14 protein-coding genes and 1 tRNA gene are annotated in these 14,686 nt (G+C 35.9%); 5 read left to right on the top strand and 10 right to left on the bottom strand.

The features are described from left to right. The first annotated feature begins 72 nt into the window (after window positions 1–72). Genes IPP32_05355 through IPP32_05340 form a run of 4 tightly spaced genes read left to right on the top strand, consistent with a single transcriptional unit; the run spans window position 73 to window position 4,027 of the window. Window positions 73–531 (top strand): hypothetical protein, encoded by a 459-nt coding sequence (locus tag IPP32_05355; protein ID MBL0047510.1) that lies wholly within the window; start codon window positions 73–75, stop codon window positions 529–531. Window positions 532–570: 39 nt separating this feature from the next. Next, window positions 571–1,038: a GIY-YIG nuclease family protein gene (locus IPP32_05350; protein MBL0047509.1), complete on the top strand. Its 468-nt coding sequence runs from the start codon at window positions 571–573 to the stop codon at window positions 1,036–1,038. Window positions 1,039–1,073: 35 nt separating this feature from the next. Next, on the top strand, window positions 1,074–2,576 hold the full coding sequence (locus tag IPP32_05345; protein ID MBL0047508.1) for an SMEK domain-containing protein: 1,503 nt from the start codon (window positions 1,074–1,076) through the stop codon (window positions 2,574–2,576). Further along, a complete protein-coding gene (locus IPP32_05340; GenBank protein MBL0047507.1) occupies window positions 2,576–4,027 on the top strand; it encodes a hypothetical protein in 1,452 nt (483 codons plus the stop codon). The genes IPP32_05345 and IPP32_05340 overlap by 1 nt, the downstream gene beginning before the upstream one ends. A 292-nt stretch (window positions 4,028–4,319) precedes the next feature. Here IPP32_05340 and IPP32_05335 read toward each other — a convergent pair whose 3' ends face one another. From IPP32_05335 to IPP32_05295, 9 genes are all read right to left on the bottom strand, one after another. Beyond that, window positions 4,320–4,517, bottom strand: coding sequence for a hypothetical protein (locus tag IPP32_05335; protein ID MBL0047506.1), 198 nt, complete (start codon window positions 4,515–4,517; stop codon window positions 4,320–4,322). 163 nt (window positions 4,518–4,680) lie between these two features. Continuing rightward, entirely contained in the window at window positions 4,681–5,160 is a 480-nt protein-coding gene (locus IPP32_05330; protein MBL0047505.1) for a hypothetical protein, read from the bottom strand. Between the two features lie 117 nt (window positions 5,161–5,277). Then, window positions 5,278–6,270, bottom strand: coding sequence for an AAA family ATPase (locus IPP32_05325; protein MBL0047504.1), 993 nt, complete (start codon window positions 6,268–6,270; stop codon window positions 5,278–5,280). Between the two features lie 56 nt (window positions 6,271–6,326). Continuing rightward, a complete protein-coding gene (locus IPP32_05320; protein MBL0047503.1) occupies window positions 6,327–6,686 on the bottom strand; it encodes a hypothetical protein in 360 nt (119 codons plus the stop codon). Then, a complete protein-coding gene (locus tag IPP32_05315; protein MBL0047502.1) occupies window positions 6,673–6,960 on the bottom strand; it encodes a helix-turn-helix domain-containing protein in 288 nt (95 codons plus the stop codon). The genes IPP32_05320 and IPP32_05315 overlap by 14 nt, the downstream gene beginning before the upstream one ends. 108 nt (window positions 6,961–7,068) lie before the next feature. Further along, window positions 7,069–7,761 carry a hypothetical protein gene (locus tag IPP32_05310; GenBank protein ID MBL0047501.1) on the bottom strand — a complete coding sequence of 231 codons (693 nt, stop codon included), beginning with the start codon at window positions 7,759–7,761 and terminating at the stop codon, window positions 7,069–7,071. Next, a complete protein-coding gene (locus tag IPP32_05305; protein MBL0047500.1) occupies window positions 7,758–8,942 on the bottom strand; it encodes a site-specific integrase in 1,185 nt (394 codons plus the stop codon). Before IPP32_05305 ends, IPP32_05310 begins: the two co-directional genes overlap by 4 nt. Window positions 8,943–9,097: 155 nt before the next feature. Continuing rightward, window positions 9,098–9,170, bottom strand: a tRNA-Gln gene (locus tag IPP32_05300). 89 nt (window positions 9,171–9,259) lie between these two features. Next, entirely contained in the window at window positions 9,260–12,559 is a 3,300-nt protein-coding gene (locus IPP32_05295; GenBank protein ID MBL0047499.1) for a T9SS type A sorting domain-containing protein, read from the bottom strand. A 177-nt stretch (window positions 12,560–12,736) separates the two neighbouring features. On the opposite strand from IPP32_05295, the gene IPP32_05290 reads away from it, so the two are divergent. Then, window positions 12,737–13,222 carry a hypothetical protein gene (locus IPP32_05290; protein ID MBL0047498.1) on the top strand — a complete coding sequence of 162 codons (486 nt, stop codon included), beginning with the start codon at window positions 12,737–12,739 and terminating at the stop codon, window positions 13,220–13,222. 223 nt (window positions 13,223–13,445) lie between these two features. Here IPP32_05290 and IPP32_05285 read toward each other — a convergent pair whose 3' ends face one another. Next, window positions 13,446–14,675: a hypothetical protein gene (locus IPP32_05285; protein MBL0047497.1), complete on the bottom strand. Its 1,230-nt coding sequence runs from the start codon at window positions 14,673–14,675 to the stop codon at window positions 13,446–13,448. Window positions 14,676–14,686 lie beyond the last annotated feature (11 nt).

The raw sequence follows: 14,686 nt of genomic DNA, 5'->3' as shown, positions 1-14,686 counted from the left end.
AAAGATAAAACACACATTGAAAAAGCTGCAAAGTTTTTTGCAGATGGTGAATATGATGCAGTTGGAAATGAGTTGAGAAAAGAAGTTGAGTTTACTATCAAAAAATATTTGAACCGAGGATTGAATACAGAAAATGAGGAGTTCAAAACTTTATCATCAATGATAAAGTCCGCTTACGAAAAATATACTTTAAATGAAAGAAGAGCATTTGAAAAAGTTTTTGTAGACAAAACATTTCCTGTTGACTTTATTAAAAAAGTAGAAACTGATTTTGAAAACGATGGTTCTTTGAATAATACCGAAAAATTAAGTTTGAGAATTATTAAGAAGGACTTGCACAAATATTTGTACAAGCAGTATGAAGTGAGAGATGAAAAGGACAAACTATTCGATGAGTTGAATGTAATTCTACAGCGTATTATGAATCCAGCTTCTCATGCTTCGGGAGAATCCATGTATGACTCGGAATTGAAAAATGCTATTGATAAAATTCACGAGTTAAACGAATGTTTAGAAAGAAGTAGAACGTGAATATTTATATGTAACTCATATTAAGATGAAATTGTCCAGATGAAAGAGCTAATTGGGTATAATCTTATTGAAGAGTATTTTACTGAGATATTAAAGGAACTGCTTCTAGAAAAAAACAAGAAGAAGATTCTTTTAACAAGATCATGGGCAAGGGAATTTCCAAATAGGGCTGGTGTATACTTGGTGTTTGAAAATAATAATATAAAATACGTCGGTGAAACAGGGAATATCAGAGGAAGAATTGCTGATATGTTAAACACAAAGAATCACACATTAAGACGTTCATTTGGAGAAGCAAATTTTTCAAATAGCATTGGTTATGAAAAAGCAAATTCAGTTAAATCATATAATCATAAAATTGAATTGGAATTGAATGAATTAATTCAAGAGAAATTAACAATTTCCTGCTTACCGCTTGAAATTGGGAGAAAGGAATTTGAAGAGTGGGTCATGGAAAAGGAATCAAATATTCTTTACAACAAAAGAAAGAAAAGAAAAATGCGTTAGCCTTCTGCTAAAATATTCAATTTTGAAAATTTAATATGAACCGAATAGATTTTATAAATAAAATTACGACTTACTCTGCCCGGTTCGTTTTGGAAGTTGAAGGATTTAATGCCGTAAATATGTATGACATTAATATTCATGCTGAAAGCTTTCTTATTCCTGTTTTGAATGAAACCTTTGGGTTGAACCTTGAAAATTTAAATTCAACGCAAAAGAAGAACTTTCCAGCAATTGACTTAGCCGACTTTAAAAACAGAGTTGCTTTTCAGGTAACAGCAACAAATAATTTTTCTAAAATTGAAGAGACTCTTCAAAAATTCTTTAACAATCAGCTAAACAAACACTTTGATGTTCTTTATTTTTACATCATTACTCAAAAGAAGGAGAAATACAAAGACAGTAAATTAGCGAAGCAAATTCCTTCCGGTTTTTCCTTCAATGCCAAAGACCATATAATCGACAGAGAAATACTTCTGCAAAAAATTAACAGTATAAGCTCATCACTGAAACTTGAAGCTCTTTCAAAGATTTTTCAACAAGAATTTTCGGATATACAAATTGAATTAAGGAAAAAAGAGTATGTCGGTGGATATTTGAACAACGAGCCAGAAAATTTATCTCCGAATTTATTATCTATTGCTTTCCCTGATATATTTTATAAGGCAGAACTTGATATTGACAAAGATGAAATCTTAGCTGACCTTAATCGCTTCCTGCTATCGAAGGGTAAAAGCCCTATTAAGAAAATGCGAGAAGCTAAACTCATAAAGCAAGCATTGAGAAAAACTGATTGTAAATTCTCAGATTGGCTGCTTCATGAAAACTGTATTTACACTTTTAGAAACTTGAATGACGAAGCAGAACCTTACAGAAAAATAGTAGACAAGGGGACAATAACAACTTTAGAATGCAAAGACTTTTACGAAAGAAACGAGGATAATAAAAGTGTATTTAAGCACTTACTTCGCAATACACTGACGCAGTTTTGTAAAATTAAAGAAATTGAATGGTATGGTAAAAATGAAATTTTCCGTTTTGCGAATAATCCAATAGTACCAAATCAGAAACAGGTAAAGTGGAAAGGGAAAAACGAATCGACAAAATCGGTAATTTTTGAAATGCACAATAAAAAAGAAGGGCATATCATTTGCTTTAGGCACCTTGCGTTTAGATGCTCCTTTTTAAATATTTCAAATGATTGGTTCCTTGTCCTAAACCCAACTTGGAGCTTTACAAATCCTGGCGGGTATCATATAAGCAGATTTGAGCCTGCTTACCTATCTGGACTTAAACGCTTAGAAAACAATAATGCAGTCTTTAACTATTTCCGTTTTTTTGGCTATTATTTTTCTCATGTCGATTTATTTACTGTTGAATATCCTTATTTTAAAATTAGCCCGCACACCTTGATTCCCTTATCTCCTAAACTGGAAGAGAAAACCTGGAAACCAGTTAAAATTCTTGAAGAAAAAATTGATGCTCCTCAAACAGAATTGAAAGATGATAAGGAACTTAATGACATATCCCTTTTTGACTAATGAAACTAAGATATATAGAAGAACCTTCCTTACAATTTGGCCAAGACCAACATATTTGTCCCAAATCAGGTATTTTTAACTTCAGCCCTTTTGACATAAATCAAGTAAGGCCTGAAAAAATTACAGTTGGAATAATTGGAAAAGGGGAAAGTATTGATAAAGTTTTAGAATGGATTGAATCATGCAAAACGCATATTTCAGGTAAGGAAACTAAGAATCCGCATCCAAATTTACATCTTAATTTTTGTGGTTTTAATAAGGATATAGGTTTCAAAAGTGAAATTGTTTATGATGATACTTATCTACGGAGATTAAATAATTCGGATTTTGACGATATTATTAAAAAGACTGATAACTTGGAAGACCGTATCAATGATATTGCTGAGCTTATTCTTGGTGAGATCAAATTTCTTTCAAAGAACAAAAAGCCCGATGTTATTCTATGTGTTTTAAGTGAAAACTTCATTACTTATATTCAAGAAGAGGAGAAGTCAACTGAAGAAGATGATGAAGAACAAGAAAAGGAAGTCCCTGAAAAGGATTTTGATGAGGATGAAGTTTCTAAAAAAGAGCAAAACTTCAGAAGATATTTGAAAGCGAAAGCAATGCAATACAATATTCCAATTCAAATAGTAAGAGATAGAATTGTTAAACCGACCGGAGAAATGCAAGATCCAGCAACAATTGCTTGGAATTTTTTTACTGCATTATATTATAAAGCTTCTGGAACACCTTGGGCTATGATAAGAAAGGATAGTGCAGAAACAACTTGCTATGCGGGCATTAGTTTTTTCATGAGTAGAGACAAAAAGACAACTCAAACAAGTATTGCCCAAATTTTCAACGAACTTGGGAAAGGAGTTATTCTTCGAGGAGAAGAAATTACTTTAAAGAAAAGCGACAGGACTCCACATCTTTCACAAGATCAGGCTTACAATCTTCTTTCGCTATCATTGAAGGAATACTATGATGCTGTTAAGATATTTCCCAAACGACTTGTCATGCACAAGACATCAAACTTTAATGCAGATGAAGTATATGGATTCAGTCAAGCCGCAAAAGAATTGTACATCAATCAAGTCGATTTGGTTTCTGTTCAAAAATCGGATGTTCGTTTATACCGCAATGGAATCTACCCACCAATGAGGGGAACTCAATTAACATTAGCAGACAACCATCATATACTATATACACGAGGTTCAGTCCCCTATTATGAAACTTATCCTGGAAAATACATTCCAAGTCCGCTTGAAATCAAGCTTGCAAGATACGATGAATCACCAAATTTAATTTGCGAAGAAATTTTAGCTCTGACAAAAATGAATTGGAACAATACACAATTCGACAGAAAGTTTCCGATAACAATTGAGTGCGCCAGAAATGTTGGAGAAATTTTAAAATATTTAGATCCTGTCGATAAGATGCAATTGAAATATAGCTTTTATATGTAAGGCTCATTAAAAAAATGGACTAGTTTAAATGAGTATGCTAATTATATCAATGAGAAGAAGCAACATTATCAAAATAAACACAGTCTATTACCCAAAGCAGAAAGCTGACCCTATCAAAACCATTAATATTGGAAATGAACAGAAATTGTAAAAAAGTATTTATATCCAATCTCTTATATATAGAAAATGGCATTTTTCTAAATATATTATAAACTATATGTATAGATTTCTCACAATCGACAATATTTCATACCCTAATTGATTAATAGTCAATAAGCTGAAATCACTGAAACTAGCTATCCTTTTTTTGTTGGTAGTAATTATTAGCTCCTTTCTCATACGCATCATTCTCATGATGCTGCTTATCTGTATTGAAAAGTCCAAAAAGGACATCGTGTGGACGATGTACATCTCCTTTACTGGCATCCTGTTCACCCTTGTTGTGATAATGCTCCAAGTTGCTGCTTGATTTGCTGCTTTTGTCTGACATGATTTCTAGGTTTTAAATTAGCATACTCTTTATGGTTTTCTGCTTCCCCGTGCTTCAAATTTAATAAGTAAAAGATTCGTTGATGACAAAATAAACTGAAATTCGATGAATAACAGAGTGTTGCGGATGAGCTAAACCAAATAAGTCCATTTTAGTGTAAGGTTCAATTTGTTTGTTTCTCCACTTTAATATAAAAAACATCATCAACTTCTTCCTTAGAAATTTTGTCAAGAAAAAAATCATGTTCTTCATCTTTCAATTTGCCGTAAAAACAAATAAGAGCTTCTATTAGGTTAAAACTTAAATCATTTTCTCCTGTCATAAAATCTCCAAACATTTTTTCAAAGGTTTCCCTTTCCTCTTTGGTTACATCTAAAACAATGTGATGTTCCGGTGTTCGCTCCGAATTTTTATAAAAGTCGAGTTTAACCTTCATAAGTTTTACTTCCTTTTCCAAATCCGAGATTTTCCTTTTCTGAGTTAAGACCGTATTTTCATCCATTAAGGACTTCAGTCTACAATATTCCGAGATGTTCAGGTCCAAATCTCCTGCTGATTCTTCAATAGTTTGACGCTCGTCTTGCGTAAGTTTGAAGGTAATTTGAGTGGTTTCACTTGTGTTGTTCTTGATTTCTGCTTCCATTGTTTGTTGGTTTTACATTGATATTATTAAAAAATTACTCTTGTTATACGGCATTAATACTTCGATTTATTGTCCCAACTGTCCCATACTTTTCTGTGGGACAGTTGGGACAATTGGTTAGAGTTCTTCATTCCGATTGTGCTTTTTTACCCACCTGTCAATACTCGATTTTGGTATTCCGGTTCTCTCCTGAATATCTCTAAGTGATATTTTTTGATTAGTGTACATATCAACCGCAGCAAGTTTTTCTTGATGAGAATACTTCTGTGATGGAGTATCTTTATACATATAATCAGCTTCTTCCACGTCGGTTTGTTTCAACTCAAACCATATTTTATTATTCTCATCGTCTCCTATAATTTCTATTAGGTTGGTGGATGATTCTCCTTCTCTATTGAACCTGTTCTTGTCTGGTACAATTATTCTTTGATTAGGCTCATTGGTTTTTCGCATCAGAGTGGTCTGATCTGCGTAATCCATGACCGCACTAGCCCCATACATAAGGTCAGAGTGGCTGCGCTGTCCCTTGGTTCCCTTATTGGTGTGGTTGGTTAATAGAATTGTTGTGTTGTAATCTTTGCGCCATCGGTCAAAGTAATCATACATTAGCATGGCATTGGAGTTGTCAATTTCTTTAATTCCCTTCTCACGCTGAAGCATCGATGCAAAAGCTTTATAACCGTCTACAATAACCAAGAGTGGTTTTATGTTGAAGATTGCTTCATCTATGTCCTTTAAGGTTAAATCTCGGTGTGACTTAAAGCTAATTGAATGAAGGTTATATTTTTTTTTATAATTTGCTTTGAAATAATTCTCAATAGGCTCAACAAATAATTTGAATTCAGGCTCAGCCATTTCAAAATTTAGAAATAGTACGTCACCATGTTCATTAATAGTATAACCCAAGTATCCAATTAGGGCATACACTATCGCAAATGCAATGCTTAATGAAATTCTGGTCTTACCCGTGCCACGTTCTGCGCCGAAAAGGTTTGTTCCATATTGGAATATAAGTGGAAATACTATAAATTTCACTTTGTGATGTTTATATTTTTCTGTTAGCTCCTCACTTGAAAGTGTGGCATTTAAAACTTTACTACTTTTGTCCATAGATAAAATTTATTAAGATTTAGCAGAGCCGGTGTTGACGCATCGGCTCTGCTTTTTTAGTTATATAGTTCGGGCCATTCGTTTCTTTTCTGAAGCTCCCATGACGAGCGATAAGCTTCTTTATCAAATAATTTAATTGGTAGACCACCTGCGGCATTTTCCCTTTCCATCTTTCGACCTGCTTGAACGCCTTTGATGTAGTCAGCTTTTTCATTTTCTGCTATCTCTACAAGTAAAGATTTCAATGCATCTTCAGTGAACTCCACGTAATTTCTTAACCGATTAAATAGCAATAAATTTTCCGCCCTTTTTTCCGAAGAAATTTTAGGGTTGTCAATTTTAGCCCGCATTTTTTTTAATGCGGCTTTCGCCTCACTTCTCAAAATGTTAAGTTTATCTTGATTAAATGCTTGCATCGAAATTTCCTCCTTCCTGAATCCAATTTAAGAGCGCCTTGCGGGAAAAGAAAAGCTTGCGGGAGCCTTCTCGTTTAATGAAAGGAATTTTCCGGTCATATACTTTCCCATAGAGAGTTTGACGAGCAAGGTTGGTAATTTTCATAGCTTCCTCAATTGGAACAAGGTCTTGTTGTTCAGATTGTGGTTGATTGTTCTCTGCGAAAACTTTTCGTATAGAAGTTTGAACTATCTCAGAAAGCTCTTCTTTTGTAATTACAATTATTGTTGACATACCGTTGTATATTTTGAACGGTATAAAGGGAAGAAGAAAGTAAATTAATATAAAGTATTTTAGAAGGACAAAACCAATTTGTCCGAGACAAAAGACAAATTGTCCAAATTATTTAATGGCTCGCATGAGTGTTTTCTCACTAATAGCAAACTCTAGGCAGATTTTTTTTACAACCGCTGCATGCCTAGATTTTGGGTTCTTTGAGAGTTCAAGGTATCGGTTTTTGTAATTGGAATGTCTCAAAATTGTGTTTGGTGATTTTCCTTTTGCATTTCCCATTTGCTCTCCTTTCACGTTCATACTGGAAACAGGTTTATCAAGCAATAAACCGAGTTCACTGTGTAGATGATTGGAAATTAAACGGAGGAGATGAGAAAATTCCTTTTGGTTTAGAATTTGAAACTCTAAGCTCCCCATAGCGTTAATTTCATCGGTTGTATAAAAGAAATTATCTGAATTACCCATAGCCTTTGTAAGTGAGCAATGGTCATCAAAATATTCAAGCAACTTTAATCTATGCCCTAATGCAAATTTTTCTCGTAATTTTTTTCTTAATTCTGAATAGTACTTCTTATAGATTTTATCCCAAGGCAACTGTTGTGACGCCATTTCATCTAACTCAATAAATACTTCTATAATATGAATTCTATCTTCATCATTTAAGGAAGTATCAGATAATGCATGTGTTAATTGCTCAGAAAATTTCTTAATCAAAAAATAAGTCAGATGTCCTCTGGGCTTTTGGTTAATCAACGATTGAATATTTTTTTTCTCAGTAGAGACAATTTTTCCCTTTTTCATTTCCAGTCAACTTTAAGTAATCCTTGTTTAACCATTTCTTGATTTGTATTTACGTAAACCATAGTTGTTTTAATATCCGAATGCTGCATCAAATACATAAGCTGCGGCAATGGAATTTTAGATGCCATATAAGTTCCAAAACTGTGCCTTCCAGAGTGAAAAGTGAGCTTAAAAGGAATATTTGCCAAGGTTGCAATAACTTTTAAGTGCCGATTAATAAACTGCTCTGTTAATCTTGGAAAAAGGAAATCTGCATTTTTATTGTAATATTTCTCGAGTATTATCTCAGGGGCAGATAGTTTCTCACCTTCTACTTTAAACATGCTATGTAAAGGAATTTCAGCCTGCTTATTAACCTTTATGGTTACAAAATCCAACTCATATCCTTCCTTTGTGTGTTTAATGTAATCAGTTCTCAAATTTGTAACATCAGATATTCGTAATCCGGTATAACAGGAAAACAGAAATAAATCACGAACATTATTTACCTTTTCTTCCAACTTACTTAAATCCACCTTTTCAATCGCTCGAATTTCTTCGATGGTAAGCACATCTCTCTTTTTTTGCTCTGTTTTAACGATAAGTTTTTTGCAAGGATTTGGCTCGTCGTAATATTCCTTATTTATAGCAAGTTCAATATATTTTTTAAAGTTCTTGTGTTGCTTATGGATAGTATTGACGGCCTTTTTCTTTTCACGCAGGTAGTTTAAGAATTTATCTAGGAAAGCGTAGTTTATATCTTCAAATTTAATGTCAGATTGCTTGGTAAACTTGAGTAAGTGATTTAATGTGTTGCTGTGGCTTAATTTAGTTTTAGGTGTCAGAAGTTTATTCGCTTTAATCTCATGACTCATAAATTCAGAAAATGAGCCATTGTGCGATATTGTCTTTTTGTTGCCTACTGACTTTATAGAAAAACTTTTATCTTTTAAAGATTGTGCTACTTGTGCTTTTTCGTATTTATGAATTAAATCACCAATTTGAAAGTTCAGAAGGCCTGCATCAGGATGCTTCTTGTTTACTTCTTGATTTTTTGAATCCCAGTGTTCCGGTTTTATTAATATCCCTGTTGAGATGAATCTTCGAGTACGATTCTGGTACATTCTAATTTCAACTAATGCCTTTTCGTTTGCATTTAGCTTTTTCTTTCTATTGAAAACTGGAGTGAAGGTTGCTTTCATTTTGTGATACCTCCCTGACTGAGGTATCACAGAGGTATCACAAATGTACCCAAATTGATGAAAATAGCAAAAAATGAAAGTAAGAACCAAAACGACAGAAGCCCCTAAATTAGGGGCTCCTGTTTACTTTTGTTTGGGTTTGTTTTTCCCTTGGGTTGTCCGACTAGGTTTCGAACCTAGACTCTTCTGAACCAAAATCAGACGTGTTGCCAGTTACACCATCGGACAATTTTGTGTTTATCGGGCTGCAAAAGTAAAAATTTATTTAGAAAACAGGTAGTCCTCTGCAATTTTTTTAGGAAATCACTCTAAAATCGCTAGTTGTGGAGGATAACAAACTTAAGCTCTCCCTGTTTTGCTCCATTGCTGCGAATAAAATACGTTCCATTGGCATATTTTGATGTATCTACTTGCACCTGCCTTTTCCCGGCTGGCACTTGGAGCTTTTGCTCTAATTTTCCATTGCTTTGGTAAATGCTGTAAATTTCGCTGTTAGCAGTTTCCTTTCGCTCAATAAGCAAACGGTTGTTGGCGGGATTGGGATGAATGCCAAATTGTGTAGCCCTTATTTCAGGAACCGCAATAGCTAAATCAACCTCTACTTGCAACCAAACTGTGTCGGAAGAACAGCCTGTTGCGTTGGTTTCAATAATTCCAATAGCAGCCGTAGTAGTAGAGTCGGCCCATTTCACCTCTAAAGAATCGTTGTTGCTGAGTAGGGTTCCACCTCTTACAAACCATTGGATGCTGTTTCCGGGTGCTGGTGTGTAAGCATAGGCTGCTGTATCGCCGATAGTTACCGCTGTATCGCCTGCTATTAAAGTTGTAGCCGGGGCTTCATAGGCATAGGCTATTACAGGTGTTCGTGTGCTTTCGCATTGGTAATTAAAATTGCTTACATAAAAGGTATCGGTGGCTTGTAAATTTGGGATGTAATAAGTAGCAGCAGTTTTTAAAAGCGTGCCGTTTAACGAATCGGTATACCAGTAACTATAGCTGCCATAAGCCGAAACTAAAAATACGCTGGAGCCCGCACAAACGCTGTCGCCGGTAACGGTGGGTGCCGGATAAGGATTAGTTACATAAACGTCAATAAGTACCCTGGCACTCTCACAACTATCATTATATGCTGCCACATAAAATGAGTCGCGTGTGGTAATTATTGGCGTCGTGTAGCTTGCTGATGAACTTAAAATGGTGGTAGATGTATCGCTGTCGTACCAATGATAATTCGCCGCACCACTTGCACTTAGTGTGGTAGATGAACTGTCACAAATAATAACATAGGGACTTGCCAGTGTGGGCTGAGCCAAAAAGCCACCGGGACAGGAGTTTAACGTGAGCACATCTTGCGCATAGGAACAGCAGCCATACTGCACCCTAACGGTATATTTTCCACTAAGTGTTGGCACATAATAATAGGTGTTTGCCCCTGTAATCAAAGTAAAATCGCGCCACCATTGGTACACATATTTGGAATTATAAGCCGTGAAAAGCGTATCGTTTCGAATGCTTATGGCTGCTTCAGGATCATCGTAAACGGTCATGTTGGTAGTGAGTGAACTTTTCACAGGGCTCATGTTGGTGGCTCTTACCCGGGTTTTATAGGTTCCTGGTTTAAGCGAATACGGAATGGTATAATTCCAATATCCTGTGGATACCGTATCCGGAAAAGCACCCAGAAAAAGAGCATCCGAAAAATCGTCTCCGGTAGTATCCATTTCCATAATAAAATTATTGCCGGGTTGTATGGTTATTCCCGGAATCAATTTCCCAACAAAGCTGTTGTTGCTGCCTTTACATACTCGGGAGTAACCATTAAACACTTTAAAAGGATCATAATACAAGTGATTGCTATATGGTCCAACCGCATAGCCATAGTACTGGTTTCTAAACGTCATGGCTTTAATTGTAAAATTGTTATTGATATACTTCCATGTGGTACCCCCATCGTTGGTTTCATAAAGAATTTGGTTATCGCCCGATATAAAACCATGAAGCGAATCGCGAAAAGCAATGCTATAAAAGTTAGAGCTTAATCCAAACTGTGAATTGGTCCAGGTGGCCCCGCCATCCAGCGTTTTCAGTAAGGTGCCTCCTTCGCCACAAACAAATCCTTTAAGCGGCGTTAAGAAATAGATAGAAAGCAAGAATTTTGTTACTCCACTCACTTGGTTAGTGAAAGTTGCCCCACCATCCACCGTTTTACGCAGTGTTCCCATAGAACCGCAAATCCATCCAACTTGATTGTTAATAAAAAACACATCGTAATAAGAGTAGGTATTGGAACTATAAGAATTGGTGGTAGTCCAGGTTTGTCCGCCATTATTGGTACGCGAAATCATATAGTCGGACCCCACTGCAATTCCTTTATTTTTAGTGAAGAAATGCATGCCAAAATAATAGGCATTCGCGGGAGCATTCGTAGTTTGCTGTGTATAGGTGTTTCCCCCGTCAAGCGTTTTCATGATTTTACCACTCGTACCACAAATGTAGCCGGTATCCTGACTTGGGAATGCGCAATCGTACCAATGAATGGAGTTAATTGGATGACTAACTTTCCAATTCAAACCCCCATCGGTTGATTTACTTACATTGTCGTCCCCAACAGCAAAAAGGATAGTATCATTCACATAGCGCACAGATTCAAGGGTTCCACCCACAATGTGCCAGTTTATTCCTCCATCGGTAGTTTTATAAAAATCAAAATTGCTTAACAAATAGCCCACCTGCTTGTTTTTAAATTTAATGTCCATCAATGGGTAGAAAGTTGAAAAAGGCAGGCTTGTCCAGCTTTGGCCACCATCAATGGTTCGTTTAACCACTCCGGCATCACCGGCAATCATCCCTACCAATCCGCTCACAAAATCCAATGCAGCAATGTTTGACGTAACTCCTGTTGCCACGCTGTTCCAGGTTAATCCACCATCAGTTGTATTCAGCATCAGTCCTGCTCTTCCTACCGCATAACCTGTATCGCTTCCAACAAAATCAATATCATTCAAGAGTGTTGTAACACCACTGGTTTGTGGAGTCCAGGTCAAACCACGGTCGTTCGATTTTAAAATGGTGCCATTTCCGCCGCAAGCGATGAGACTACTGTCGGAAATAATTTGCAAGTTGCGCAAAGAAGCTGTAGTTCCGCTGGAAATAATGCTCCATTGCTTGCCATTGTTGGTGGTGCGCAATATCCTTCCATTTTGTCCCACACATACCCCATTTTGAATATCAAAAAATTTAATGCTGTAAAGGGTATCTGAAATCCCACTCACCTGATCGCTCCAGCTTCCAAATATTTCGCAATCGCTGTTCTTGCGGATAAGTCCGCCTTTTCCCACCACAAAAGTATTGGCAAGGGAGGGTGAACAACCGCCCATAATGTATAGCGGAGTGTAACAGTAGCCATTCCAACTCACTTCATTGTTGATGGTTCCGCGCACGCTGCATTGCCCAACTTGATATACTTCGCCGGTATCGCCAAAAAAGACTTCGCGTGGAAAATAGGCGTTGGTACCATAACTGATAATGGTAAAATTATTTTGTGCACTTAGCGCAAGGCTTTGAATGCTTAGGGCTATAAAAAGCAATCCCTTCGTAATTTTTGGTGTATGAAACAAGGGCTTTATTTTTAGGGTTATTTGATAAAGTTGCAAAGGTAAGCATCACAAGTTAAATTGCTTTTATAGCCTCGTCTTTTTTGCCTACCGCAGAATAGGTTTTTAGCACATTTAAGGAATTTCAGGCAGGGTAGCTTTATATAGTCGTACCTTTGCAAAAATTATAAAACCCAAATCATGAAAAAAAGTTTAAAAACACTGGTGTTGCTTCTTGCAAGCGCAACACTTGTTATGAGTTCTTGCAAAAAAGACGATGATACTAAAACCGAAGAAACCAGCACTGCACGCGAAGCCAGCTTTAAAATAGGAGCCAATTCATTTAGTGTGACCAAGCCTTATATAGGGGTTTTCAACGATAATGGTACTATTAAAAATACCATGACTTTAACTGCTACCGATGGTTCGAAAGTGGAATTTTATTTTGTGGGCAGCGCTCCCGCCACCTATCAATTGATGTCGTTTAGCAACGGATATTACAAAAATGCTTCCGGCAAACAATACAATTCCACTAGCGGTGAATTGATTGTTACCAGCTATACCGTGGATGGTTCAACCTACAAAGCAACGGGTACTTTTCACTTTAAAGCTAAAACTTTTACTTCGCCTATCGATTCACTTGAAATCACAGGTGGTATATTTACCAATGCTTCTAACGAATTGTAATAACAAACTGAAGTCCTCAAAATGCCTTCATTCCAACAAAGGGATGGCAGGCATTTTTTTATTCCAAATTTCTATTAAAAGTGTTGAGATTCTGCGGAGGTGATTGCTAAATTGATGAGTTAGCGTTTGGCTTTTAAGAAATGGTTGTATGGATTAAAATTCGTAGTCATAAATCCCGGCGGGATTTAGTGCGCACTGAATCTAGGCTTTAAAAAGCAGTGCATCAATTTGGTAAGGTAGTTTTCACATTTTTTTGACTTACAAACAAAAGGAAAGCTCCGCTAAACAGAATAAACGCTGCACCCAACAGCATTTCGTTATTAAAAGGAATGCTGATAAGCTCCATGGCTGCAGTGCCCTGAAACAAGAGCAAAATTTCGTTGATAATGATGCCTGAAGCAAAAATAATTGCTCCATTTACCATCCTGCTGTTGTATTGGATTACATGAATTCCAGTGGCATAAGCCAAAATAAATAAGGTAATAAATCCTAACAACACCAAATGCAAATAGCCAATAACTATTGGCCTAAACCCATAGGCCAATTGATTGAGCGCAGGAATGGTGGAGAGCAATTGAAGCACTATTTTAATAGTGAATGCAACAAGTGACAATGCAAATAAATTGCTGCCGATTTTTAAAGATGTTGACTTTACGTGTGGAATATTTCTCTTTATTTCCTTCACTAATAAATAAAGGGCAATTACTTGTAGTATTGCAGACAATACAATAATTAAATACACTACCAAATTCATTTTTAACCAAAGCACACATAAAAAATAAGTGGGGATACAGGCAAAAGCAAATAAGGCAAAAATTAATTTTTCATTTGTAAAATACAAGTTCATCTTTCGTAATTTCGCAAACCACAAACCTCCACAAGCAAAGAAAAACCAACCGTTGTATTGAAAATGCAGAAAAAAATAAATGGCTGCTAAGTACCAATTTTGATGAATGATTTTATTGGCCATCATAAACGAGAGTGCGAAGGCTCCCAAGGAAGAAAGCGCATTAAAAAACAAGGCTGCCTTAAACCATAGGCCAGCAGTTTCGGTTATTTTATTACGATTTAAATCTTTCCAGAAAAACAGCGTAAACAAATATGCTGTTAAAATAGAGAGGGTCGAAAAGGTGATACTAAATAAACCATATCCCTGAAAAGGAAAACAGAGTAACATTCCATAAGCTGAAACTAAATTTAACACCAATAGCCAATGGTATTTTTTAAAGGCCTTTTCTAATCCTTTTTCCGAGAGAAAAGAAACCATTAAAGCCATTAATGCATGTGAAATCCAACCCGAAAATGCAAAGTGCGAATGAGCTTGAAGCAAATGCTTTTGATCCACGAAAGGCAGGGAAAATGCGATTTTATAACGCAGTACAAAACCGATGAAAGCAATAAGAGCTAAATTAAAAAGTGCTATTCTAATCCATTTTTGAATGCTGTACTGCATAATTTTTTTCT

Source organism: Bacteroidota bacterium (assembly GCA_016721765.1).
GTDB lineage: Bacteria > Bacteroidota > Bacteroidia > UBA4408 > UBA4408 > UBA4408.
Note: the sequence above shows the minus strand (reverse complement) of the source record. Positions and strands in the feature narration are given on the sequence as shown.